This window comes from Cellvibrio sp., assembly GCF_053579595.1.
This window is the reverse complement of sequence record NZ_JBRFPI010000022.1, coordinates 1-22,402: the sequence shown is the minus strand read 5'-3', so window position 1 is coordinate 22,402 and position 22,402 is coordinate 1. Positions and strand designations below refer to the sequence as shown.

The 22,402-nt window shown below is 47.9% G+C and carries 23 protein-coding genes and 1 pseudogene; all 24 read left to right on the top strand.

Going from position 1 to position 22,402, the window contains the following annotated elements; genetic code table 11:
- A pseudogene (locus ACWA6V_RS02640) lies at nucleotides 1–412 on the top strand (hypothetical protein); the annotation flags it as partial.
- 725 nt (nucleotides 413–1,137) lie between these two features.
- Nucleotides 1,138–3,048 carry a tRNA uridine-5-carboxymethylaminomethyl(34) synthesis enzyme MnmG gene (gene mnmG / locus ACWA6V_RS02635; protein WP_449521048.1) on the top strand — a complete coding sequence of 637 codons (1,911 nt, stop codon included), beginning with the start codon at nucleotides 1,138–1,140 and terminating at the stop codon, nucleotides 3,046–3,048.
- 78 nt (nucleotides 3,049–3,126) lie between these two features.
- Nucleotides 3,127–3,786: a 16S rRNA (guanine(527)-N(7))-methyltransferase RsmG gene (rsmG, locus tag ACWA6V_RS02630; protein ID WP_449521047.1), complete on the top strand. Its 660-nt coding sequence runs from the start codon at nucleotides 3,127–3,129 to the stop codon at nucleotides 3,784–3,786.
- Nucleotides 3,787–3,823: 37 nt separating this feature from the next.
- Nucleotides 3,824–4,624, top strand: a complete 801-nt coding sequence (locus ACWA6V_RS02625) for a ParA family protein (RefSeq protein ID WP_310069161.1) — start codon at nucleotides 3,824–3,826, stop codon at nucleotides 4,622–4,624.
- Nucleotides 4,625–4,651: 27 nt separating this feature from the next.
- On the top strand, nucleotides 4,652–5,563 hold the full coding sequence (locus ACWA6V_RS02620) for a ParB/RepB/Spo0J family partition protein (protein ID WP_449521046.1): 912 nt from the start codon (nucleotides 4,652–4,654) through the stop codon (nucleotides 5,561–5,563).
- A 293-nt stretch (nucleotides 5,564–5,856) separates the two neighbouring features.
- A complete protein-coding gene (locus ACWA6V_RS02615) occupies nucleotides 5,857–6,255 on the top strand; it encodes an ATP synthase subunit I (protein WP_449521045.1) in 399 nt (132 codons plus the stop codon).
- Between the two features lie 39 nt (nucleotides 6,256–6,294).
- Nucleotides 6,295–7,200, top strand: coding sequence for a F0F1 ATP synthase subunit A (gene atpB / locus ACWA6V_RS02610; RefSeq protein WP_449521044.1), 906 nt, complete (start codon nucleotides 6,295–6,297; stop codon nucleotides 7,198–7,200).
- Between the two features lie 66 nt (nucleotides 7,201–7,266).
- Complete coding sequence (gene atpE / locus ACWA6V_RS02605) at nucleotides 7,267–7,506, top strand: F0F1 ATP synthase subunit C (protein ID WP_039916140.1); 240 nt, start codon at nucleotides 7,267–7,269, stop codon at nucleotides 7,504–7,506.
- A 50-nt stretch (nucleotides 7,507–7,556) separates the two neighbouring features.
- Nucleotides 7,557–8,027, top strand: coding sequence for a F0F1 ATP synthase subunit B (locus tag ACWA6V_RS02600; protein ID WP_062057887.1), 471 nt, complete (start codon nucleotides 7,557–7,559; stop codon nucleotides 8,025–8,027).
- Nucleotides 8,028–8,038: 11 nt separating this feature from the next.
- On the top strand, nucleotides 8,039–8,575 hold the full coding sequence (locus ACWA6V_RS02595) for a F0F1 ATP synthase subunit delta (protein ID WP_310069182.1): 537 nt from the start codon (nucleotides 8,039–8,041) through the stop codon (nucleotides 8,573–8,575).
- A gap of 22 nt (nucleotides 8,576–8,597) precedes the next feature.
- Nucleotides 8,598–10,142, top strand: coding sequence for a F0F1 ATP synthase subunit alpha (atpA, locus tag ACWA6V_RS02590; protein WP_310069185.1), 1,545 nt, complete (start codon nucleotides 8,598–8,600; stop codon nucleotides 10,140–10,142).
- Between the two features lie 80 nt (nucleotides 10,143–10,222).
- Nucleotides 10,223–11,086, top strand: a complete 864-nt coding sequence (gene atpG / locus ACWA6V_RS02585; RefSeq protein WP_310069188.1) for a F0F1 ATP synthase subunit gamma — start codon at nucleotides 10,223–10,225, stop codon at nucleotides 11,084–11,086.
- A 113-nt stretch (nucleotides 11,087–11,199) separates the two neighbouring features.
- Entirely contained in the window at nucleotides 11,200–12,579 is a 1,380-nt protein-coding gene (atpD, locus tag ACWA6V_RS02580; protein WP_449521043.1) for a F0F1 ATP synthase subunit beta, read from the top strand.
- A gap of 81 nt (nucleotides 12,580–12,660) precedes the next feature.
- Nucleotides 12,661–13,086, top strand: coding sequence for a F0F1 ATP synthase subunit epsilon (locus tag ACWA6V_RS02575; RefSeq protein WP_449521042.1), 426 nt, complete (start codon nucleotides 12,661–12,663; stop codon nucleotides 13,084–13,086).
- A 198-nt stretch (nucleotides 13,087–13,284) separates the two neighbouring features.
- The gene (gene glmU / locus ACWA6V_RS02570; protein ID WP_449521041.1) at nucleotides 13,285–14,643 is read left to right on the top strand and encodes a bifunctional UDP-N-acetylglucosamine diphosphorylase/glucosamine-1-phosphate N-acetyltransferase GlmU; all 1,359 of its coding nucleotides are present in this window, start codon (nucleotides 13,285–13,287) and stop codon (nucleotides 14,641–14,643) included.
- Between the two features lie 75 nt (nucleotides 14,644–14,718).
- Nucleotides 14,719–16,134 carry an ATP-binding protein gene (locus tag ACWA6V_RS02565; protein WP_449521040.1) on the top strand — a complete coding sequence of 472 codons (1,416 nt, stop codon included), beginning with the start codon at nucleotides 14,719–14,721 and terminating at the stop codon, nucleotides 16,132–16,134.
- Nucleotides 16,135–16,164: 30 nt separating this feature from the next.
- Nucleotides 16,165–16,848: a response regulator gene (locus tag ACWA6V_RS02560; protein ID WP_449521039.1), complete on the top strand. Its 684-nt coding sequence runs from the start codon at nucleotides 16,165–16,167 to the stop codon at nucleotides 16,846–16,848.
- A gap of 125 nt (nucleotides 16,849–16,973) precedes the next feature.
- On the top strand, nucleotides 16,974–17,459 hold the full coding sequence (locus ACWA6V_RS02555) for a hypothetical protein (RefSeq protein ID WP_449521038.1): 486 nt from the start codon (nucleotides 16,974–16,976) through the stop codon (nucleotides 17,457–17,459).
- 88 nt (nucleotides 17,460–17,547) lie between these two features.
- The gene (locus tag ACWA6V_RS02550; RefSeq protein WP_449521037.1) at nucleotides 17,548–18,570 is read left to right on the top strand and encodes a DUF4405 domain-containing protein; all 1,023 of its coding nucleotides are present in this window, start codon (nucleotides 17,548–17,550) and stop codon (nucleotides 18,568–18,570) included.
- A gap of 153 nt (nucleotides 18,571–18,723) precedes the next feature.
- The gene (locus tag ACWA6V_RS02545) at nucleotides 18,724–19,332 is read left to right on the top strand and encodes a PEP-CTERM sorting domain-containing protein (RefSeq protein WP_449521036.1); all 609 of its coding nucleotides are present in this window, start codon (nucleotides 18,724–18,726) and stop codon (nucleotides 19,330–19,332) included.
- Between the two features lie 177 nt (nucleotides 19,333–19,509).
- Nucleotides 19,510–21,567, top strand: coding sequence for a glycoside hydrolase family 9 protein (locus ACWA6V_RS02540; protein ID WP_449521035.1), 2,058 nt, complete (start codon nucleotides 19,510–19,512; stop codon nucleotides 21,565–21,567).
- 67 nt (nucleotides 21,568–21,634) lie between these two features.
- Nucleotides 21,635–21,868, top strand: a complete 234-nt coding sequence (locus tag ACWA6V_RS02535; protein ID WP_324257270.1) for a ribbon-helix-helix domain-containing protein — start codon at nucleotides 21,635–21,637, stop codon at nucleotides 21,866–21,868.
- A complete protein-coding gene (locus tag ACWA6V_RS02530) occupies nucleotides 21,855–22,115 on the top strand; it encodes a type II toxin-antitoxin system RelE family toxin (RefSeq protein WP_449521034.1) in 261 nt (86 codons plus the stop codon). Before ACWA6V_RS02535 ends, ACWA6V_RS02530 begins: the two co-directional genes overlap by 14 nt.
- Nucleotides 22,116–22,148: 33 nt before the next feature.
- A partial coding sequence (locus tag ACWA6V_RS02525; protein WP_449521033.1) for a hypothetical protein occupies nucleotides 22,149–22,402 on the top strand: 254 nt, incomplete at its 3' end.

Sequence of the window (22,402 nt, the reverse complement as noted above, 5' to 3'; positions counted from 1 at the left end):
CCAGAATCACGATCTCATCATAGTGCCAGTATTACCTTCCGATATTGATATCCGCGCCAGCGCCCGTTTTATTGGCGAACTATTGTTAACCCGCAGCATGCGCCGCCAGCGTCGCCCTATCGCCGTAATTGCCAACCGCGTTAAACAACAGGCAAATGCCTGGGAGCGATTGCAAAAATTCCTGCTCAGTTTGAATATTCCCTATCCCGCGACCTTGAGGGACACTCAGCATTATGTACGCGCCTATAGTGAAGGGCGCGGTATTGCCGATTACCCACAGCAGAGCCATGCGCGCGATCGCAACGATTGGGAATTACTTTTATGTTGGCTTGATGCCCAGGCTTCACCTATCCAATGGTTGGATGAATCACTCTCCGATGACCCAGATACCGATGTGGTAAATGCATCCTGACTACCAAAATATCCCTTGGTATTCATTTCTTTCTATCGCACACATTAATCCCCAAACCTTCCAGTAAAAGACACCTTAATACCGGCTTATAACCATGTTTTTCCACACAGTTACACAGGTTATCCACAGTTAAATCGAGTTTTATGGTGTAAATAGTTGTTTTTAATACTATTTTGATTGTGATCCAACACTCATGTATTCAAACCTGTGGGTGTGGATGACAAAAGCTGGGCAGGCTTTTGGGGATAAGTCTATTTTTTCTGCACTTCTGTATAACAATGGCTTTTACAACCAGCTTCCGAGCAGCTTAAGACCAGCTTGCGCGATGCTTTTCCCGTTCCTTATCCTAGGATTAACTTATTGAAAAATAATTACTTTATTGGCTTATCCACAGAAATATCGCGCTATATATATAACAACATCTTTTAAATACCTAAATAACAATACATATATTCATTTCATAAAATATTTTCCTTTGTTGTAACGCAAGCTGTTTTTTTGAATAACTAAAAACGCATGCGATCTACAAACAGGACTTAGGTATTTGAGTTGAAACGCTTAGCGGCGGGAGTTCACTGTTGAGCCCATGTGGAGGGTTAAAATTTATATTGATTAATCCCTGTACAAGTTTTGTGCAAACCGCTGACAAGCCCTATAATGTCGCCCCTTTTGTCCCTCGCCTTCCCAAGGTATTTGTACGCAGCCCGGCTGCAAGGTAGTAAGCGATGATTTTCCCGGATCGTTTTGATGTGATTGTGATTGGCGGCGGCCATGCCGGTACTGAGGCTTGCTTAGCTTCCGCGCGTATGGGCTGTAAGACTTTGCTGCTGTCGCACAACATCGAAACCCTCGGCCAAATGTCTTGTAACCCGGCCATTGGCGGGATTGGCAAAAGCCATCTGGTAAAAGAAATCGATGCCATGGGCGGCGCTATGGCACTCGCAACAGACAAAGGCGGTATCCAATTTCGTGTATTGAATGCGCGTAAAGGCCCCGCCGTGCGGGCGACCCGCGCCCAGGCCGACCGCATCCTCTACAAAGCGGCGATCCGCGAAACCCTGGAAAACCAGGAAAACCTATGGATTTTCCAACAAGCTGCTGATGACCTGATTGTTGAAAACGATCAAGTACGCGGTGTGGTTACGCAGATGGGTCTGAAATTTATGGCCAATCAAGTTGTCTTGACTGCCGGTACGTTCCTTGGTGGTTTGATCCACATCGGCATGCAAAATTATTCCGGTGGTCGCGCGGGTGATCCGCCGTCGATAGCCCTTTCAAAACGCCTGCGCGAATTGCCGCTGCGCGTTGACCGTTTAAAAACCGGTACACCCCCGCGCGTCGATGCACGTACGGTCAATTTGGCTGTGCTGGAAAAACAATACGGCGATGAGCCGCGTCCGGTGATGTCGGTGATGGGCAACCGCGCCATGCAACCGCAACAAATTTGTTGCTACATCACCCACACTAATGAAAAAACCCACGATGTGATTCGTCGCAACCTTGATCGCTCGCCCATGTACTCGGGCGTGATTGAAGGAATCGGTCCGCGCTACTGCCCGTCGATCGAAGATAAAATTCACCGCTTCGCGGATAAAGATTCACATCAGGTATTTATAGAGCCGGAAGGTTTGACTACCCACGAGCTTTATCCAAACGGAATTTCCACCAGCTTGCCGTTTGATGTGCAGCTGGAAATCGTGCGCTCGATGAAAGGGTTTGAAAACGCCCACATCCTGCGCCCGGGTTACGCCATTGAATACGATTATTTCAATCCGCAGGACTTGCAACACAGTCTGGAAACCAAAGTGATTGGCGGTTTATTTTTTGCCGGCCAAATCAATGGCACCACCGGTTACGAAGAAGCGGGAGCGCAAGGTCTGCTCGCCGGAATAAACGCGGCGCTGCGCGCGCAAGAAAAAGCAGCCTGGTGCCCGACCCGCGATCAAGCTTACGTCGGTGTATTGGTGGACGACTTGATCACCCTCGGTACCAAAGAACCCTATCGCATGTTTACCAGCCGCGCCGAATACCGTTTGTTGTTGCGCGAAGATAATGCCGATTTGCGTCTCACTGAAAAAGCGCGCGAATTCGGTTTGATCGGCGATGCACAATGGAAAATTTTCTGCGATAAGCGCGAGCAAATCGCACTTGAACAAGAGCGTCTGCGCTCCACCTGGATCCAAGCGGGTTCTGCTGAAGCAGAACAAGTGGAGCAAAAAATCCAGACTAAACTGACACGCGAATACAGTTTGATGGATTTGCTGCGCCGTCCAGAATTAACCTACATCGATATCGCCTCACTCAAAGGTGAAGCCATCGCCAATGAAGCGGCGGCGGAACAAGTTGAGATTGAAGCAAAATATTCCGGCTACATCGAACGTCAGCAAGAAGATGTGGATCGCTTGCGCGCCTATGAAAATACCATTATCCCGGATGACTTTGATTATTCAGTGGTAGATGGTTTGTCGAATGAGGTCAAACAAAAATTGACCGCTGCGCGGCCGCAAACCCTGGCGCGTGCTGCGCGTATTTCCGGTATTACCCCGGCAGCGATTTCGCTGGTGCTGATTTATTTGAAAAAACGCGGTGTATTAAAACGCTTGCAGGAAGATGCACCGGAACAACAGGCATCGTAAATTTGCAAAACCGATGGGTATTGCTTGCGCTCCGCCCATTCCACGAAAAACATAGACAATATTTTTAAAGAGTTGCGAGTGACGGATTTAAACAGTGAATTACGTGCACAATTGATTCGCGGTGCGACCGAAATGTCGGTAGCGCTGAGTGAAAGCCAGATTGAAAAATTATTGGCCTACGTGCGCGAATTCGAAAAGTGGAATAAAGCCTATAATCTTTCAGCAGTGCGCGATATTCGCCAAATGGTAGCGCGTCATCTGCTGGATAGCTTAAGTGTGGTGCCTTGGTTTACTGCCAAGAAAAATTTTTCCGCTACGCGGATAATTGACGTAGGAACTGGCGGGGGTCTACCGGGAATTCCATTGGCAATTATGTTCCCGGAAAAACAATTTACCCTGCTTGATAGCAACGGTAAAAAAACCCGCTTTTTATTTCATGTTAAAACCCTGCTGGGTTTAACTAATGTGACTGTTGAGAATCGGCGGGTCGAAGAATTTCAACCCGAGCAAAAATTTGATGCAGTGATCAGCCGCGCCTTCGCCAGCTTGCAAGATATGACCGACGGTTGTGCACATATGTTGGCGCAGGGTGGAATTTTTCTGGCGATGAAAGGAATATTCCCGCAAGATGAACTTGCACCTATCGCCGACAAAATTGAATTACTAGAAAGTGTAAAGCTGTTGGTTGCCGAAACAGATGGCGAGCGCCACCTGTTAGTCTTGCAGCCGAAACAATAAAAATTTTTCAACCACTGGGTGGTTATAGGATTTTCACTTGACCAAGATATACGCCATTGCCAATCAAAAAGGTGGAGTCGGTAAAACAACCACCTGCGTGAATTTAGCTGCATCACTGGTAGCGACAAAAAAGCGTGTCTTGCTGGTGGACCTCGACCCACAGGGCAACGCCACTATGGGCAGTGGCGTCAACAAAAATGAAATTGAAGAAAATATTTACGATGTGTTGACCGAGCGCGCTGCGATCAAAGATTGCATAGTGGTTTCGGAAAGTGGCAAATACCATGTGCTGCCCGCCAATGGCGATTTAACCGCGGCCGAAGTTGAAATGCTCGCGCTGGATAACAAAGAGCGCCGTCTACAAAATGCACTTAACCAGGTGCGCGACCAATACGATTATATTCTTATCGACTGCCCGCCTTCGCTTAACATGCTTACCTTGAATGCACTTGCCGCCTGTGACGGCGTCATTATTGCGATGCAGTGTGAGTATTATGCATTGGAAGGTTTATCGGCATTGGTTGGTACTATTAATCAAATTCAGAAAGTATTGAATCCCAATTTAAAAATCGAAGGTTTACTGCGCACTATGTATGATCCGCGCAACAGTTTGACCAACGATGTATCGGCGCAATTGCAGCAGCATTTTGGCGATCGCTTATACCGCACTTGCATCCCGCGCAATGTGCGTCTTGCGGAAGCGCCGAGTTTCGGTATGCCGGTGTTGGCGTTTGATCGCCAATCCAAAGGCGCAATTGCCTATCTCGCGTTGGCCGGTGAAATTTTGCGCCGCAACGAAACGCCCAAACAATCCGCCGCTGCGGCAGAAACCCTCTAACAAAAAATTGAAATAAGGCTGGTTGAGATGTCGAACAAACGCAAAGGATTAGGAAAAGGCTTGGATGCACTTTTGAGTGCTGGTTTGGGTGTAACTGCACCTGCGCCCGAAATGCCGATCAATCCTGCGGAAGTAGATAGCAAACTCGATTATCGCGATGGCAAGCTCGCACATTTACCGGTGGAATTAATCCAGCGCGGCAAATACCAGCCGCGCCGCGATATGCACACTGAAGCTCTGGAAGAGTTGGCGGAATCGATCAAAGCCCAGGGTGTGATGCAGCCGATTGTGGTGCGCCCGATTGGTGAAGGCCGCTACGAAATTATCGCCGGTGAACGCCGCTGGCGCGCTACCCAAATTGCCGGCTTGGATAAAATCCCTGCAGTAATTCGCGATGTCCCCGATGAAGCCGCAATTGCGATGGCGCTGATCGAAAATATCCAGCGTGAAAATTTAAATCCGATTGAAGAAGCTGTTGCGCTCAAACGCTTGCAAGATGAATTTGAATTGACCCACGCGGAAGTTGCGCAAGCGGTCGGTAAATCGCGCACGACTATCACTAACTTGCTGCGCCTGATTGCGTTGAGTGAAGAAGTGAAAACCTTGCTCGAGCACGGCGATCTGGAAATGGGTCACGCGCGGGCGTTGTTGACCCTCGACGATGAAACCCAGCGCGCAATTGCGCGGCAAATCGTCGCCAAGGGGTTATCGGTGCGTCAAACCGAAGCCTTGGTGCGATTGCATCAGGAAGGACAAAATACCGATAAAGTAAAACCCGAAGTTGCTGTTTCTGCCGATATTCGTCGTTTACAGGACCAGCTTTCCGATACGTTGGGCGCGGGAGTGGAAATCCAACATGGCCCTAAGGGTAAGGGTAAATTGGTCATTAGCTATAATTCGCTCGATGAACTGGATGGTATCCTCGGCCATATAAAATAAATTTTTCTTTTCCTGTCATTTTGGCACCCGTACAAAGGGTGCCAATCCCCTACATGTAGTTGTCTTACCCCTCTTCAAACACAAACTGCAGTAGTCGATAAATTGGTTGCTAAATTTACAGCAAATTTACTAGGCAGTTTTTGACTTTGGTGCTAGCGCGACGGTTGCCGCTGGGGGGCTTAATCTCTATAATGCGCCACGTTTGGGCGTCTGGAACATAAGCATGTTACTAATGGTAATAAGCAGTTCTTTGTGACAGAATGCCGCCGCAAAAAATGAGGGCGGAATCCAGAATGTCGCGTTATCTCAGAGGGCGTGACTTTGCTCTTCAGACAGTGGCGATGCAGCTATTGGTAACCATGGCGCTCAGTGCCTTGGGTCTTGCGATCAATAAGCAGATCGCAATTTCATTGTTTGCCGGTGGAATTATTTGTGTGACGGCCAATCTGTGGCTGGCACTAGTGGCGTTTCGTCCCCCATTGGGCGCGCCCACCCAGAAAATCCTGGCGGCTTTTTACGTCGGTGAGTTGGGAAAGTTTGTTATCACAGCCCTGTTATTTTTGCTGGTGTTCAAGAAGATAGCGTTGTTTACACACGCATCTTACGCCGCAACTATGATCTTGGCTTATGTGTTGGTTCAGGCAATTGCCTGGCTATATCCGCTAGTCCGCAGCTCCGATGGGCGCCGCTAGCGTGAACCGATTTCAACTTTGGTCATTTGGGATTTAACGATGTCATCCGCTGAACACGCAGAAGTTCTAACATCTTCAGAATATATCAAGCACCACCTTACCAACCTCACCTACGGCAAGTTGCCTGATGGTACTTGGGGTTTTGCGCATAATGGCGACGAAGCTGCACAAATGGGCTTTTGGGCTGTTAACGTAGACACCATGGGTTGGTCGTTGTTTCTAGGTGCGTTGTTTTTCTTCATTTTCCGTAGCGTTGCTAAAAAAGTAACTAGCGATGTACCTACCGGTGCACAAAACGTCGTTGAGTTTGCTATTGAGTTTGTTGATAGCAATGTTAAGAGTATGTTTCCCTACAAAAATAAAATGATTGGGCCTATGGCGCTAACAATTTTTGTGTGGGTATTCTTCATGAATGCGATGGACCTCATCGCTATTGATCTTCTGCCGGAAATAGCTAAATTGGTTGGCGTATCTTTAGGTGCTGATCCTCATGCAGTTTTCTTCAAGGTAGTTCCTTCAACTGACCCTAATATTACTTTGGGAATGGCCGCTTGCGTTTTTATCCTGATCCTGTGGTACAGCATTACGCAAAAAGGTGTTGTCGGATTCCTTAAAGAATTTACGTTGCACCCATTCAGCAGCAGCAATCCAATTATTCAAACCTTATTTATTCCAGTAAACCTTGTTCTTGAGTTGCCAGGTCTGTTTGCCAAACCTGTATCACTCGGATTGCGTCTATTCGGCAACCTCTACGCGGGTGAAATTATTTTTATCCTGATTGCGATTTTGTACGGTGCTGGAATTTTGTTTGCGGGTGTTGCTGGTTTGATCCAGATAGTGTGGGCACTATTCCACATATTGATCATTTACCTGCAAGCATTGATTTTTATGGTGTTGACCATTGTTTATATGAGTTTGTCTTACCAAACCGATGAGCAGCATTAAGTTTTTTAGTTTGTTTTTTTAATTTTTTGTTTTTTATTTTTATCAACTTAAGTAGGAGAAAACACTGTGACTGAAGCTCAAGCTTTGATTTATTTGGCAGGTGCACTGGTAATTGGTTTGGGTGCTGTAGGTGCTGCGATTGGTGTAGGTATTCTTGGTGGTAAATTTTTGGAAGGCGGCGCTCGTCAACCAGAATTGATCCCAATGTTGCGTACCCAGTTCTTCGTTGTTATGGGTCTGGTCGATGCGGTTCCAATGATTGGTGTTGGTATCGGCATGTACATCCTGTTTGCTACAGGCGCCTAATTTTAAGTAGTCGCGTTAGCGATTAATCCCTCTAACAAAGGCATCTAAACGTGAACCTGAACGCAACTTTTATCGGTCAGATGGTGGCATTTGTCATCTTTATTTATCTGACACATCGTTTTGTATGGCCACCCATTGTTGCGGCAATGGCTGAGCGTACCAAGCGTATCGCTGATGGTCTCCAGGCTGCGGATAAAGCTGAAAAAGATCTCGAATTGGCCAAACAGAAAGTGGTTGAGCAACTGACATCTGCAAAGAAAGAAGCGGCCACCATTATTGATCAAGCCAACAAGCGCGCTATCGAAATTGTTGAAGAAGCAAAAGAGAAAGCCCGTTTGGAAGGTGATCGTCTGAAAGCCTCTGCCCAAGCTGAAATTGAACAGGCTACCAGCCGTGCGCGCGAAGAACTGCGCAGCAAAGTGGTAACCCTGGCATTGGCTGGTGCAGAAAAGATTCTCGAATCTTCTATCGATCAAAATGCTCACAACGAGTTGGTAAACAAACTCGCTGCCGAGCTCTAAGAGAGGTAGATATGGCTGAACTGACCACCTTGGCTAGACCTTATGCCAAAGCAGCATTTGAATTCGCCTTGGCTGCAAATAAGTTGCAGTCATGGTTTGAAGCTCTGGAAGTTTCAGCCGCTGTTGCAGAACAAGATCAGGTGAAAAAAGCCTTGGGCGTATCTGGTCTGTCTGCCGCACAGAAAGCTTCCATCTTTGTACAAGTTTGTGGTGAGAAGATGGATGAAAATCAACAGAATTTCATCCGCACCCTTGCAAGCAATAAACGTCTGGCACTTCTTCCCTTTGTGAAAGAGCTGTTCGCCAGAATGAAAGCCCAGCAAGAAAAAACCATCGATGTTGAGGTAACCGCAGCTTATGAGTTGCCGGTTGACTTGATAAACAAATTGGCTCAAGCACTGAGCGCCAAATTGGATCGTAAAGTCAGTGTTCAAGGCTCGGTTGATAAGAGCCTGCTGGGTGGAGTTGTTATCCACACCGGCGACATGGTGATTGACGGTTCAGTACGTGGTCGCTTGGCGAAGCTCGCCGAAGCAATGAAATCCTAATGTTAGGGTCGAGGAACAGAGCATGCAGCAACTGAATCCTTCTGAAATCAGTGAAATTATCAAGCAGCGCATTGCTGGCCTTGAGTTTTCAACAGAAGCACAAAACGAAGGTACTGTCGTTTCCGTAACAGACGGTATTATTCGTATTCACGGTCTCGCCGATGTTATGTACGGTGAGATGATTGAATTTGAAGGCGGCATCTACGGGATGGCACTGAACCTGGAGCGCGACTCTGTAGGTGCAGTAATTCTCGGTGACTACCGCGGTGTGGCCGAAGGCCAAAAATGTAAGTGTACTGGCCGTATTCTGGAAGTGCCTGTTGGTCCGGAAGTTTTGGGTCGTGTACTCGACGCATTGGGTAACCCAATCGACGGTAAAGGTCCACTCAACACCAAAATGACTGATGCTATCGAAAAAATTGCGCCCGGCGTAATTTGGCGTAAGTCGGTAGACCAGCCAGTACAAATCGGTTTGAAAGCCATTGATGCGATGGTACCTATCGGCCGCGGCCAGCGTGAGCTGATCATCGGCGACCGTCAAATCGGTAAAACCGCCATTGCGGTTGATGCGATCATCAACCAAAAAGGTTCTGGCATTAAATGTATTTATGTTGCTATCGGTCAGAAAGCCTCTTCTGTAGCAAGCGTTGTACGCAAGCTCGAAGAGCACGGCGCTATGGATCACACCGTTGTGATTGCGGCGACTGCTTCTGATCCAGCCGCAATGCAATTCCTCGCAGCCTTCACCGGTTGCACCATGGGTGAATACTTCCGCGATCGTGGTCAAGATGCACTGATTATTTATGACGACTTGACCAAGCAAGCTTGGGCTTACCGTCAAATTTCTCTGTTGCTGCGTCGTCCACCGGGCCGTGAAGCTTATCCTGGTGATGTATTCTATCTCCACTCCCGTCTGCTTGAGCGCGCTTCTCGCGTAAGCGAAGCTTATGTTGAGAAATTCACCAAAGGTGAAGTGAAAGGTAAAACCGGTTCTTTGACCGCGCTGCCAATCATTGAAACCCAAGCAGGTGACGTGTCTGCATTCGTTCCAACTAACGTGATTTCTATTACCGATGGACAGATCTTCCTTGAGTCGTCCATGTTCAACTCAGGTATTCGTCCTGCGATGAACGCCGGTATTTCGGTATCGCGCGTAGGTGGTGCTGCACAAACTAAAGTGGTTAAAAAGCTCTCTGGTGGTATCCGTACCGCACTGGCGCAATACCGCGAACTGGCTGCGTTTTCGCAGTTTGCTTCCGATTTGGACGAAGCGACCAAATCACAGTTGGAACACGGTCAACGTGTTACCGAATTGATGAAGCAAAAGCAATTTGCTCCATTCAGTGTTTCGCAAATGGCGCTGGTCTTGTTTGCTGCTAACGAAGGTCATCTGAAAGATATCGCCGTTAACAAGGTGCTGGATTTTGAAGCTGCCCTGCTCTCTTTCGCAAAATCAGAAATCGCTGACACTATGGCTCACATAGATGCTACTGGCGATTGGAATGGCGAATTGGAAGGCAAGTTTAAAGAGCTGATCACCAAGCTGAAAGCAAGCCGCACCTGGTAATTTGGCGGTCAATAAAAGCCGGTGATGCATCGGCTTTTATGACCTCAAGCGTCTTAGGCCGTTAACCTGAGTTCGAGAGTATGGCAAGCACTAAAGAAATCCGGACGCAAATTTCGAGCGTCAAGAGCACGCAAAAAATTACCAGCGCGATGGAAATGGTCGCTGCAAGTAAAATGCGTCGTGCGCAAGACCGTATGCAATTGGGCAAACCTTACGCCAATCGCATCCGCGAAGTAGTCGGGCACTTGGCTAACTCCAGCCCCGAGTACAAACATCGTTTTATGAAAGAGCGCGAAGTGAAGCGCGTTGGTTATGTTCTGGTGTCCAGTGATCGCGGTCTCTGCGGTGGTTTAAACACTAATCTGTTTAAAGCAGCGATTAGAGATATGAAATCCTGGAACGACAAGGGCATCGCCATTGATCTGTGTCTGGTGGGTGCAAAAGCGGCCCAGTTTTTCAAAAGTTTCGGTGGCAATGTAGTTGCTTCCACACGCGATATCGGCGAAGCCCCTGTGGTTGCTGATTTGATCGGCAGTGTGAAAGTTATGCTCGATGCATTTGAAGAAGGCAAGATCGATAAACTGTTTATGGTGAGCAACGATTTTGTTAACACCATGACGCAAGCGCCGAAAGTTCGCCAGTTGTTGCCTCTGGTGGCCGAAGAAAATACCAAGTTGAAACATCACTGGGATTATATCTACGAGCCGGATGCTGAGTTCCTGTTGAAAGGTTTGTTGACTCGCTTTATTGAATCGCAAGTCTATCAAGCGGTAGTTGAAAACGCGGCCTGTGAGCAGGCAGCGCGTATGATTGCGATGAAAAGCGCAACCGACAACGCCGGTGAATTGATTGATAGTTTGAAACTGATTTACAACAAAGCGCGTCAGTCAGCCATTACGCAAGAGCTGTCAGAAATCGTCGGCGGTGCAGCAGCGGTATCTTGATACCCTGCTCCCATCCGTGCGCAGCAAGCCAAACTGTTTTTGTGTTTAATCTTTCAGCCCCCTGAGTTTTATTAAAAGGGATCTGAGATTTCTGGAACAAAGAGGAACCGGAAATGAGTAGCGGACGTATCGTTCAGATTATCGGCGCGGTTATCGATGTGGAATTCCCACGCGATGCAGTGCCTAAAGTTTATGATGCACTGGTCATCACCGATGGCAACCTGACCCTCGAAGTTCAACAGCAATTGGGCGACGGTGTTGTGCGTACTATTGCATTGGGCTCTTCCGAAGGTTTGCGTCGCGGTCTGGTTGTGACCAACACCAACGAACCAATCCGTGTACCTGTGGGCAAAGAAACCCTGGGTCGTATTATGGATGTGTTGGGCAATCCAATTGACGAAGCTGGTCCAATCGGCGAACAAGAGCGTATGCAGATTCACCGCGCTGCGCCCAAGTACGAAGAGCTTTCAGCGTCAGACGATTTGCTCGAAACCGGTATCAAGGTAATCGACCTGGTTTGCCCCTTTGCTAAAGGCGGTAAAGTCGGTTTATTCGGTGGTGCGGGGGTAGGCAAAACCGTAAACATGATGGAACTCATTAACAACATCGCAAAAGAACACAGCGGTTTGTCGGTGTTTGCCGGTGTAGGTGAGCGTACCCGTGAAGGGAACGACTTCTACCACGAAATGAAAGAATCCAATGTAGTCGATAAAGTGGCGATGGTTTACGGCCAAATGAACGAGCCGCCGGGGAACCGTCTGCGCGTTGCTTTGACTGGTCTGACCATGGCGGAAAAATTCCGCGACGAAGGTAAAGACGTTCTTTTCTTCGTAGACAACATCTACCGCTACACCTTGGCCGGTACTGAAGTATCTGCATTGCTGGGTCGTATGCCTTCAGCAGTAGGTTACCAACCAACTCTGGCGGAAGAAATGGGCGTTCTGCAAGAGCGTATTACTTCCACCAAAATCGGTTCGATCACCTCCGTACAAGCGGTATACGTACCAGCGGATGACTTGACCGACCCATCGCCGGCAACCACCTTTGCGCACTTGGACTCAACTGTAGTACTGAGCCGTGATATTGCTGCAAAAGGTATTTACCCGGCGATCGATCCACTGGATTCAACTTCACGTCAGTTGGACCCAATGATCATTGGTAACGAGCACTATGCAACGGCGCGCGGTGTACAAACCGTATTGCAACGTTACAAAGAATTGAAAGACATCATCGCGATCCTGGGCATGGACGAATTGTCAGAAGAAGACAAACAAACCGTATCCCGTGCGCGTAAGATCGAGCGTTTTCTGTCACAACCTTTCCACGTAGCGGAAGTATTCACCGGTTCACCGGGCAAATACGTTCCACTGAAAGAAACCATCCGTGGTTTCAAAGGCCTGTTAGCGGGAGATTACGATCACCTGCCAGAACAAGCTTTCTACATGGTTGGTACTATCGACGAAGCGGTCGAAAAAGCTGCCAAACTCAAGTAATCGCCAGCCCCCGCGTTAACCCGCGGGGGTTGTCTGCTGTCCTGTTGCAGGGCAGCGTTATTTCAGTGAAGAGACACAAGTATGGCCATGACTATTCAATGCGATATCGTCAGTGCTGAGCGTGAAATTTTCTCCGGCTTGGTGGAGATGGTAATTACCACCGGTAGCCTGGGTGAAGTAGGTATTGCCTATGGTCACGCGCCATTGCTGACCGGTATCAAGCCAGGTCCTGTGCGTCTTATCAAACAAGGTGGCACCGAAGAAATTTATTTCGTTTCCGGTGGTTTCCTTGAAGTTCAGCCTTATCACGTCACTGTATTGGCAGATACCGCCTTGCGTGCCGACGATATGGATGAAGCTGCGGCATTAGAAGCACAGCAACTGGCGCAACAACAGCTGTCGGAGCAATCTAACGAGATTGATTTCCAACGCGCTGCCGCCCAATTGGCAGAAGCTGCTGCCCAATTGCGCACCCTGCAAGCGATTAAACGCAAAGCAGGTAAGTAAGCGGTTAGTGTTGAACCTGAAAAAGGCGACTTTCGAGTCGCCTTTTTTATTGGTCTTTTTGTTGAGAGTCCTTTTTTGTTTTAACGAGACATTGCCATTTCAATAGTGACTTAAATCGTTAAAATGCAGCAATTACCTTAGTGCTAACAATCGATAAGCTGAACACCACTCCTCTTCGAAACTTCAAAGGACTCTATCATGTTCGACATCCTCGTTCTCGCCGCTGGCAAAGGCACCCGCATGCGTTCCGACTTACCCAAAGTTTTGCACCCAATTGGCGGCAAAGCCCTGGTGCAACATGTGGTCGATACTGCGCGGCAAGTGGGTGGAGAACAGATCCTGATTATCGTTGGTCATGGTGCAGAAAAGGTCGAAGAAAAAATGGCTGCGCCCGATGTGAAATTTGTCCTGCAAGCGCAGCAACTCGGCACTGGCCACGCGGTACAACAAGCCCTGCCCCAACTTAGAAATGATGCAACCGTATTAATCCTCTATGGCGATGTTCCGCTTACGCGCGCTGAAACCCTGCAAAAACTTATCGCCGGTGTGAATGAAACCCAAATGGGTTTGCTCACCGTGAATATGCAAGACCCAACCGGCTACGGTCGAATTGTGCGCGATAATTCCGGTGCAGTGATTGCGATTGTCGAGCACAAAGATGCGAGCGACGCGCAGAAAAAAATCGCCGAGATCAATACCGGTATCATGGCCGTCAAAGCAGTACACCTACAAAAATGGTTACCGCAATTAAAAAACAATAATGCCCAGGGCGAATTTTACCTGACCGATATTATTGCTATGGCGAAAGCCGATGGCATCGCGATCCATGTTGAACAACCCAATGCGGTTGAAGAAGTAGAAGGTATAAATAATCGTCAACAACAGGCGGCACTTGAGCGCTTTTATCAAAAACAAAAAGCCAATGAGTTGATGGTAGCAGGTGTGACTCTACTCGATCCATCGCGCATCGATATTCGCGGCAACCTAACCGCAGGCCGAGATGTGGTTATCGATGTGAATTGTGTATTTGAAGGTGATGTCGTGCTTGGTGATGGTGTTGTCATTGAACCTAACAGCATCATCATCAATAGCAAAATTGGCAATAATTCCCATATCAAAGCGTTTAGTCATATTGAAGATTCAGTGCTCGCTGAGCATTGCGATATTGGCCCCTATGCGCGCCTGCGTCCCGGGACAAATCTCGCTGATGACGTAAAGATTGGCAACTTCGTCGAAACTAAAAAAGCCGTGATTGCCAAAGGCAGTAAAGTAAATCACCTGAGTTATATCGGCGATGCCACCATCGGCAGCAAAGTGAATGTCGGTGCGGGAACTATTACCTGCAATTATGATGGCGTGAATAAATTTAAAACGGAAATCGGCGATAATGCATTTATCGGCTCCAACTCTGCATTAGTTGCACCGGTAAAAATTGGCGCAGGCGCAACTGTTGGGGCAGGGTCAATTATCACCAAAGACGTGGAAGATACAGAACTGGCAATTGCGCGCAGCAAGCAGCGCAATATCCAGGGCTGGGAACGTCCAACAAAAAAATAATCAAGAGAAAAAAAATAAAACGAGGCCAAGCGCCTCGTTTTTTATGGAACCTGCCTAATTTTAATGGAGAGTTTTATGCGCATGAATGTAAGCACCAAACTCTGGTTGGCTTTTGTGGGCACCATAGCGCTTTGCGTGTTGGCGCTCTATCTTTTGCTGCATAACAGTTTGCGCCAAGGATTTTTAGATTACACGTCGAAACAATCGGTACAGCGACTGGAAATATTACGCAGTGCCCTGGCTAATGTGTATCACGAAGACAATTCATTCAATGCACTTGAAACCAATCCATCGCGTTGGCTTGAGTTAAAAGACATAATTTTTGCCGAAAGCGAGTCCCTGTTTGAAGGCCTTCCGGCAACACCAGAGGCTGAAGCGAGCGCTCCGCGTGCCTATTATCGCGAGTTCGTCAGCAGTATCAGTTTGCATGACGCGGATAAAAAATTATTGCTGGGTGTTAACAAACCCAACCAAACATTGGATTGGATTCCAGTGACCAATGCAAACCAGCTGGTTGGTTTTATCGGCTTTGTAAAACCCACTGTTGTGAGTAGGCAGCAAGACCAAAATTTCATCCAGCACCAGTTTAAAATCTTCAGCATTATCAGTTTATTTGTGTTGGTGATTGCGACGATTGTTGCAACCCTACTCGCGCGACGAATCAGCCAGCCGTTAACTACCCTCGCTCAAAAAGCTCATGCATTGGCGTCTGGCGATTATTCGCAAACAATTTCGGTTACTAGCCAGGATGAAATCGGCCAGCTCTGTAATAGTTTTAATCAACTCAGTGAAGCGCTGGCGGCAAACCAACAATCGCGTGCACTTTGGGTTGCCGATATTTCCCATGAAATGCGCACACCGCTTTCTGTGCTTAAAGTACAAATAGAAGCGATGCAGGATGGAATTCGACCCGCAAATTATGAAAACCTTGCACTGCTCTATGAAAAAATTCTAGGGTTGAGTAATTTGATCGATGATCTATTCGAGCTGTCGCTATCCGACGTGGGTGCCCTTAGCTACCACAAACAAACTATTTCTCTCGCACCTCTGGTCAAAACCTGCGTTGAACATTTTCAAGTGAAAGCGCAAACAGCCGGTTTAACGTTAAAAGACAATATCGATGCAACTCAGGATTACGCAATAGTCGCTGATGGTGACCGGTTGCAACAGTTATTCAGCAACCTGTTGGAAAACTCTATTCGCTACACCGATGCGGGTGGTGAAATTCAAGTAGGCATCAGCACCAGCGATACAAAAATCTCCATCACTATTGATGACAGTGCACCCGGCGTTGCACCTGCGCAATATGACAAAATTTTTGAGCGACTTTTCCGGTTGGAAAATTCGCGCAGTCGTGCAACCGGTGGAGCGGGTTTGGGGTTGGCGATTTGTAGAAATATCGTCAATGCACATCAAGGCAAAATTACGGCAGGTACGTCGGATTTGGGTGGATTGCAAATTTGCATCGAGTTACCCAGAGCACAACAATAGATATCCATCGCGTTTATTAAGGATGTAAAGATGCAAACATCACCATTGATTTGTTTGGTTGAAGATGAAGCCGATTTGGCAAAATTGATGGCGGAGTATCTCAACGCCAGCAACTTCCAGACGATCGTATTTAATCGCGGCGATGAGGCACATCGCTGGTTGCAGCAAAACGAACCTGCATTAATTTTGTTGGATTTAATGTTGCCCGGTATGGACGGTTTGGAAATCTGTAAGCACCAGCGCCAACACTCGGCGGTACCGATTATTATGATGACCGCCAAAGTAGAAGAAATTGACCGGTTATTGGGGCTTGAGTTGGGTGCGGACGATTATGTGTGCAAACCTTTCAGTGCACGTGAAGTAGTAGCGCGTGTTAAAGCGGTGCTGCGCCGCAGTCTTCATACACCGCAACATTCTGTTGCTGCTGCGCCAGTTATTGTTGATGAGCAGAGTATGAGCCTGCGAGTTTTTAATCAGGTGGTTGAATTGACCAACGTGGAATTTCAATTATTTTCCCTACTCTACTCACAACCCGGCAGAATCTTTTCCCGCCAATATATTCTCGACAATATCTATCAGGACTACCGCGTCGTGGGTGATCGCACGGTAGATGGCCACATCAAAAAATTGCGCAAAAAACTCAACGATGCCAACGATCAGGTTGAGTTGATCCGCTCAGTCTATGGTGCCGGATACAAATACGAAGCGCCCTAGCCGGGCAAACCAGCCCACAGCCCTACTCGTAAAAAGACACAATTCATTCACAATTCACACATTTTGCTTCCTCATTTGAGGCCTACATTGGCACTTGTAGACCACAACCACAGAGGAACAAAGTAATGAAAAAGTTAATTATCACCGGATTGATTGTTGCTAGTATCGCTTGTGCATCGTTTGTTGTTGCAAAGGATTGGAACGGCGAGGCTAACTGGGGCAATGGCCATCAGCGTTTTGTTGCTGAGTTAAATCTGGACGCAGAACGTGCCGAAAAAATGTCAGCCATCCTCGACTCATACCGCGAGGTACCCAAGCTGTACTTCACCAACCAAAGCGACAAAATTCCGGAATTTCTTGCGCAAAAAGAAGCGGAATTAGCCGCCCTCTTAACGCCGGAAGAGTTAGCGCAATTTAAACAGTCATTTGCTGAATGGGCCAAAACCAAAAAATTCGGCTTTATGTCGTTTTCATATAGCCAACCACAATCACTTCAGCAAGTTCCCGCATCACCACTGCCTGAATCCTTGCGGCAGGAAATCCGCAAGACCTTTGATAACGAATTGCTGCAACTCCGCCAGCAATTGCAGCAACAAACATTAAACGCGTGATCCAATAAAGCGCTCAAGGAAAAACCGTCATAGCAATGACGACTATGACGGGATCCAGAGCCCCAACAATAATATTCGTGAGAAAAAAATGAATTTGCGTACTATTTCTACGATTACCCTATCGGTTGCCTTTGCCGTATTGCTGATTACCGGCGTGCTTTTGTACGCAACACCTTACAATTATTTTGTCGGCTCGCTGCATATCTGGGGCGCGGTGTTATTTTTAGTTTGCATTGTGTTGCACATTAAACACAATGCAAAAACTTACAAAAACCATATGCAAAAACGTCCGGGAAAATGGTCGATGGGTTTGGCGATTGCGGGCATAGTCCCGCTGGTGATGGGGCTGATTTTTAATTTGCCGCCGGTCTCATCGGTTGCGACCTTTGGTTACAATCTGAAAAAATCCGCTGAGCAGGATAAACGCGAATACACACTCATCGATTTAAGTGCTGATCCCGCTGCGCCAAAATTGCATGTGTTTTTTAAAGCAGGCCGTGAGTATCACTCTGCACCGCAAGAGCTATTTTTGAGTTTGACTTACACCAGCACGCCGCAAATTGTGGTGTGGATGGAAACGCTGGAAGGCAAATATGTCGATACTCTGTACATCACTGGCAAAACGTCTGACTCCAGTTACCGCTCAAAAGATCCGGCGATTGATGTAGTGCGCCGCCCCGAGGCCTTGCCCTACTGGAGCCATAAACGTGGCATTAAATCGGTTGACGGACTTTACACCCCTGACCAACACAATTCGGATTTGGACGGCATCGCCGCCGCTACGCCGAAAGTCGATTATCAAGTTACTCTGTCTGCACCGCGTATGGGGCGCTACAAATTAATGGTTGAGGTTAATCGCACATACGATTTCAATGAGTACTACAGCAAGACCCGTTTTCCTGATGATGCAATTTATTCTGGTACAGGTTCATCAGGCCAGCCTTCGCTGATTTACGAATCGATTATTGATTCGCAAAAACCGGGGCAGCATTTATTTAATCTTGTCGGCCACGGCCATCATTCAGGAAGGGATGGCTCGCTCTATACCGAATTGGATAATGTCACCACGGCAAAACAGATTCTGGAATTTATCGTGGCGAATGTGGAATAGAAAGCGAAGACCGGTTAGTAATGTTCACCTCGTCTGTTGTGGAAAAAGACCGTCGTGCGATAGTAGATCAGAGGGCAACGGAGTATAGTATTAGACGCCACAGGAAATGACAAAGTGGCTTTCTAAATAATTGAACACTAAGGATTATTACTAATGAAAAAATTGATTTCGTTAATAGCGTTGAGTTTTTGCGTATCTCTATCAGCTCATGCCAGCCTGATCAGCGACACCATAAACGGAGAAATCCAAAATGATTTTGGTGGAAATATTGATCAACAATTTTCATCAAATGCAGTTGTTGATAGCAATACCGAGTTTACAGGCACTTACACCGACGTATTTAATTCTATCTGGAATTTCAACGTGGATTTTGACAGCGACTCGCTAGTACTGAACATCATGGGCTCTTCAGATTGGGCAAATGTTCGTATGAGCGATAGCGTCTACAGCGTATTGAAGTTTAGTTTTACTGATTTGGATTGGGGTGTTCCCGTTCAGAGCCTCGCGCTAACAGGTTATTCATGTGTATCTACTGGTTTCTCTTGTGATGTCAGAGAGCTGATCGGCATAGATAACGTTAATATCCTCGATTTCACTAACAATGAAATCCTTATTGGACTTAACGGTCTCTACCACGGAGAAACATACAAGTTCACGATTAATGGGGGTCAGGTACCTGTCCCGGAATCATCGTCATTGTTGCTTCTTCTAGTAGGATTGTTTGCTGTGATGTTGAAGTGTTCGCTAATCAGAAAAAAATAATAATTCAGATCAGTTAGTCAAAAGCCCAGCCTTGCGCTGGGTTTTTTATGGGCGAAAAGTGAATCTGCAGATATGTGATAAAGGTAAAGTTCTAAAAAGATACCAATAAAAAGATGTATGAAATGCTCGCAAGCGGTAGTATCGCTAATTAAATCAGATAATTAATAAGAGCGATTTATGAATACATCCAAACTACTTCTGACGGTTACCCTAAGTGGATTAATAACGGCCTGCGGCGGTGGAGGCGGCGGCGGCGGTGGATCAGCCCCGGCATCTAAAGCTGCATCTTCAATAGCACCTGCCAGTAGTCTTGCACCATCGTCGGTGGCAGCTTCCTCTCTCGCTGCCTCATCAACTCCAGTTGCCAGTTCAGTTGCATCGGTTGCAGCCAGCTCTGTCGCCAGCGGTGCGCCAACGATTAGTGCCTTTATTGTGGTGGATCAGTTTGGCTATCTGCCCGATGCGAAGAAAGTTGCGGTAGTGCGCGATCCCCAAACCGGTTATGACGCGGCGCTAAGCTTTACGCCCGGTGCGACTTATCAGCTTATCAATCTGGATACCAACGCTCTGGTGCTCAGCGGCAGCGCGGTAAGTTGGAAATCCGGAGCGACTTTTGCTGCCGCCGGCGATAAAGCCTGGTGGTTCGATTTCTCCAGTGTTACCACACCGGGCACTTACGCGGTGGTGGATGTGGAAAAAAATGTGCGCTCACCCGGCTTTAAGATCGGGGCAGATGTCTATAAGCCTGTGCTGAAACATGCCATGCGCAGTTTCTTTTACCAGCGTGCCGGTTTTGCCAAACAAGTGCCGTTTGCCGAAGCGGGTTGGACGGATAGCGCTAGCCATATAGGCGCAGGGCAGGATAAGAACGCGCGTCTGTTTAGCGACAAAAATAATGCCGCAACCGAAAAAGATTTATCTGGCGGTTGGTATGACGCGGGTGATTACAACAAGTACACCAACTGGCATGCCTATTATCTGGTCGCCCTGCTCCACGCCTACGCAGAAAACCCGACGGTTTGGGGTGATGACTACAACATCCCCGAATCCGGCAATGGCATCCCCGACATTATCGACGAGATTAAATGGGGTTTTGATTGGCTGAAGAAAATGCAGAATGACGATGGTTCTGTGTTGTCCATTCTCGGCCTTGCTCATGCCAGCCCACCTTCTGCAGCGACTGGCCCCAGTTATTACGGCCCCGCGAATACTTCAGCCACACTGACCAGCGCGGGCGCGTTTGCGCTCGGCAGTAAAATCCTGGCTAGTTTGGATAACCCCGAGCTGAATACTTACGCTGCTGATCTGAAAACTCGCGCCGAAAAAGCCTGGGTTTGGTCAGTGGCCAACCCCAATGCCATCTTCCGCAATAACGAGGGGGCATCGGCGGGTTTGGGTGCTGGCCAGCAGGAGGTTGATGATGCCGGACGTGCGACGAAAAAAACCACCGCTGCGATCTACCTGTTTGCAGCGACAGGATCTTCAACCTACCGCGACCATATCGATGCCAATGCTAGCAACGCGACTAATTGGGTGGATGTCTGGGGTGAGCCGGAGTTAACGGCCTGGCTCTACTACGCCAATTTACCGGACGCCACGAGTCCTATCGCCAACACTCTCAAAAGCCAATACCAGTCGGCGTTCAACGCCAATCACAATTGGCCTGCCGTGCGCAATGGCGAAGACCCCTATCGCGCCTATATCGGCACCAGCAACTTCACCTGGGGCAGCAACCGCACCATTTCGCGCAAAGGGCTAACGTTTAACAACCTGATCGATTACAAGATTAGCGGCACTGATGCTGCTGAAGTGCGCAACGCTGCAGTTGGCTATTTGAACTACATCCACGGTGTTAACCCGCAGGGCATGGTCTACCTGTCCAATATGTACAGCCTCGGTGTGCACAGTTCGGTCAACGAGTTCTACCACTCCTGGTTTACCAATGGCAGCGCGCTCTGGGATCGTGTTGGAACCTCTACTTACGGCCCAGCGCCTGGGTTTTTAGTGGGCGGCCCCAACCCATCCTACGACTGGGATGGCAACTGCACTTCGGGTAGCCCGAATGCCGGTTGTGGCGCTGCCGCACCCAACCCACCCAAAGGTCAACCGGCGATGAAAGCCTATCTGGACTTCAACACCAGCTGGCCGCTTAACTCCTGGCAGATCACCGAGAACCACAACGACTATCAGGTTGCGTATATTCGGTTGTTGTCGAAGTTTGTTCCCAAGCCTTAAATATCTGGTTTGACACCACAACACCACAACGTCATGATGTTGTGGTGTCAACCAAGAGGCCACTCCCATGAGCCAGTTATCCAAGCGCTCAACCATCTATTTCGATCCGCAACTTCATCAAGCACTCCGCCTAAAAGCTGCTTCGACCCATGTGTCCCTATCTGAATTGGTGGATGAGGCTGTGCGCTTATTAATGAATGAAGACCAGCAAGATCTTAAAGCCTACGCTGATCGCGTGAGCGAGCCGGAAATCAGTTATGAAGTGCTGCTCAATGATCTGAAGGCCAATGGCAAACTATAAAATCACCTTCAAAAGTTCCGTTGCGAAAGATCTACGCGCTATTCCGACAGCAGACGTCCAGCGAATTCTCAACCGTATCGACGAACTTGCCGAAAATCCCCGTGCCCATGGCTGCATCAAACTCAGCGGTAACGAGCTGTATCGGGTTCGGCAGGGCAGCTACCGAATTGTTTATGAAATCCGCGATGGTGAGTTGATTGTGGTGGTTATCAACGTTGGGCATAGGTCATCAGTCTACGCAACATAATCCTATACTTTTATAAAAACAGTCAGGGCTGATGTGATAGAAACCAGTGTTATCTCCCATATAGATTTTTTTATCCGCTACGCCTGTATCGGTCAGTTGCTGCTATTGATCGCGTATCTTTTTTATAAACCCTATCGCACGCCATCGACTTTTCGCGCGCAGATTATTCCGTTGATGTTGGCGTTGGGTGTTACTCCTTATTTGTTGTTGACCCCCCCTTACTCACCCCCCCCACACCCTTTTATTCCCAGCATTCTGTTGATCTTTACCCACACCATCCCACTTTT

Bases quoted from the DNA above. Each gene is read 5' to 3' on its own strand.
- ACWA6V_RS02560 (WP_449521039.1), top strand. From the start codon at position 16,165: ATGCAAACATCACCATTGATTTGTTTGGTTGAAGATGAAGCCGATTTG.
- atpB (WP_449521044.1), top strand. From the start codon at position 6,295: ATGTCATCCGCTGAACACGCAGAAGTTCTAACATCTTCAGAATATATC.
- ACWA6V_RS02550 (WP_449521037.1), top strand. From the start codon at position 17,548: ATGAATTTGCGTACTATTTCTACGATTACCCTATCGGTTGCCTTTGCC.
- ACWA6V_RS02595 (WP_310069182.1), top strand. From the start codon at position 8,039: ATGGCTGAACTGACCACCTTGGCTAGACCTTATGCCAAAGCAGCATTT.
- ACWA6V_RS02530 (WP_449521034.1), top strand. From the start codon at position 21,855: ATGGCAAACTATAAAATCACCTTCAAAAGTTCCGTTGCGAAAGATCTA.
- ACWA6V_RS02615 (WP_449521045.1), top strand. From the start codon at position 5,857: ATGTCGCGTTATCTCAGAGGGCGTGACTTTGCTCTTCAGACAGTGGCG.
- ACWA6V_RS02535 (WP_324257270.1), top strand. From the start codon at position 21,635: ATGAGCCAGTTATCCAAGCGCTCAACCATCTATTTCGATCCGCAACTT.
- mnmG (WP_449521048.1), top strand. From the start codon at position 1,138: ATGATTTTCCCGGATCGTTTTGATGTGATTGTGATTGGCGGCGGCCAT.
- atpD (WP_449521043.1), top strand. From the start codon at position 11,200: ATGAGTAGCGGACGTATCGTTCAGATTATCGGCGCGGTTATCGATGTG.
- atpG (WP_310069188.1), top strand. From the start codon at position 10,223: ATGGCAAGCACTAAAGAAATCCGGACGCAAATTTCGAGCGTCAAGAGC.
- ACWA6V_RS02620 (WP_449521046.1), top strand. From the start codon at position 4,652: ATGTCGAACAAACGCAAAGGATTAGGAAAAGGCTTGGATGCACTTTTG.
- glmU (WP_449521041.1), top strand. From the start codon at position 13,285: ATGTTCGACATCCTCGTTCTCGCCGCTGGCAAAGGCACCCGCATGCGT.
- ACWA6V_RS02540 (WP_449521035.1), top strand. From the start codon at position 19,510: ATGAATACATCCAAACTACTTCTGACGGTTACCCTAAGTGGATTAATA.
- ACWA6V_RS02575 (WP_449521042.1), top strand. From the start codon at position 12,661: ATGGCCATGACTATTCAATGCGATATCGTCAGTGCTGAGCGTGAAATT.
- ACWA6V_RS02545 (WP_449521036.1), top strand. From the start codon at position 18,724: ATGAAAAAATTGATTTCGTTAATAGCGTTGAGTTTTTGCGTATCTCTA.
- ACWA6V_RS02555 (WP_449521038.1), top strand. From the start codon at position 16,974: ATGAAAAAGTTAATTATCACCGGATTGATTGTTGCTAGTATCGCTTGT.
- atpA (WP_310069185.1), top strand. From the start codon at position 8,598: ATGCAGCAACTGAATCCTTCTGAAATCAGTGAAATTATCAAGCAGCGC.
- ACWA6V_RS02565 (WP_449521040.1), top strand. From the start codon at position 14,719: ATGCGCATGAATGTAAGCACCAAACTCTGGTTGGCTTTTGTGGGCACC.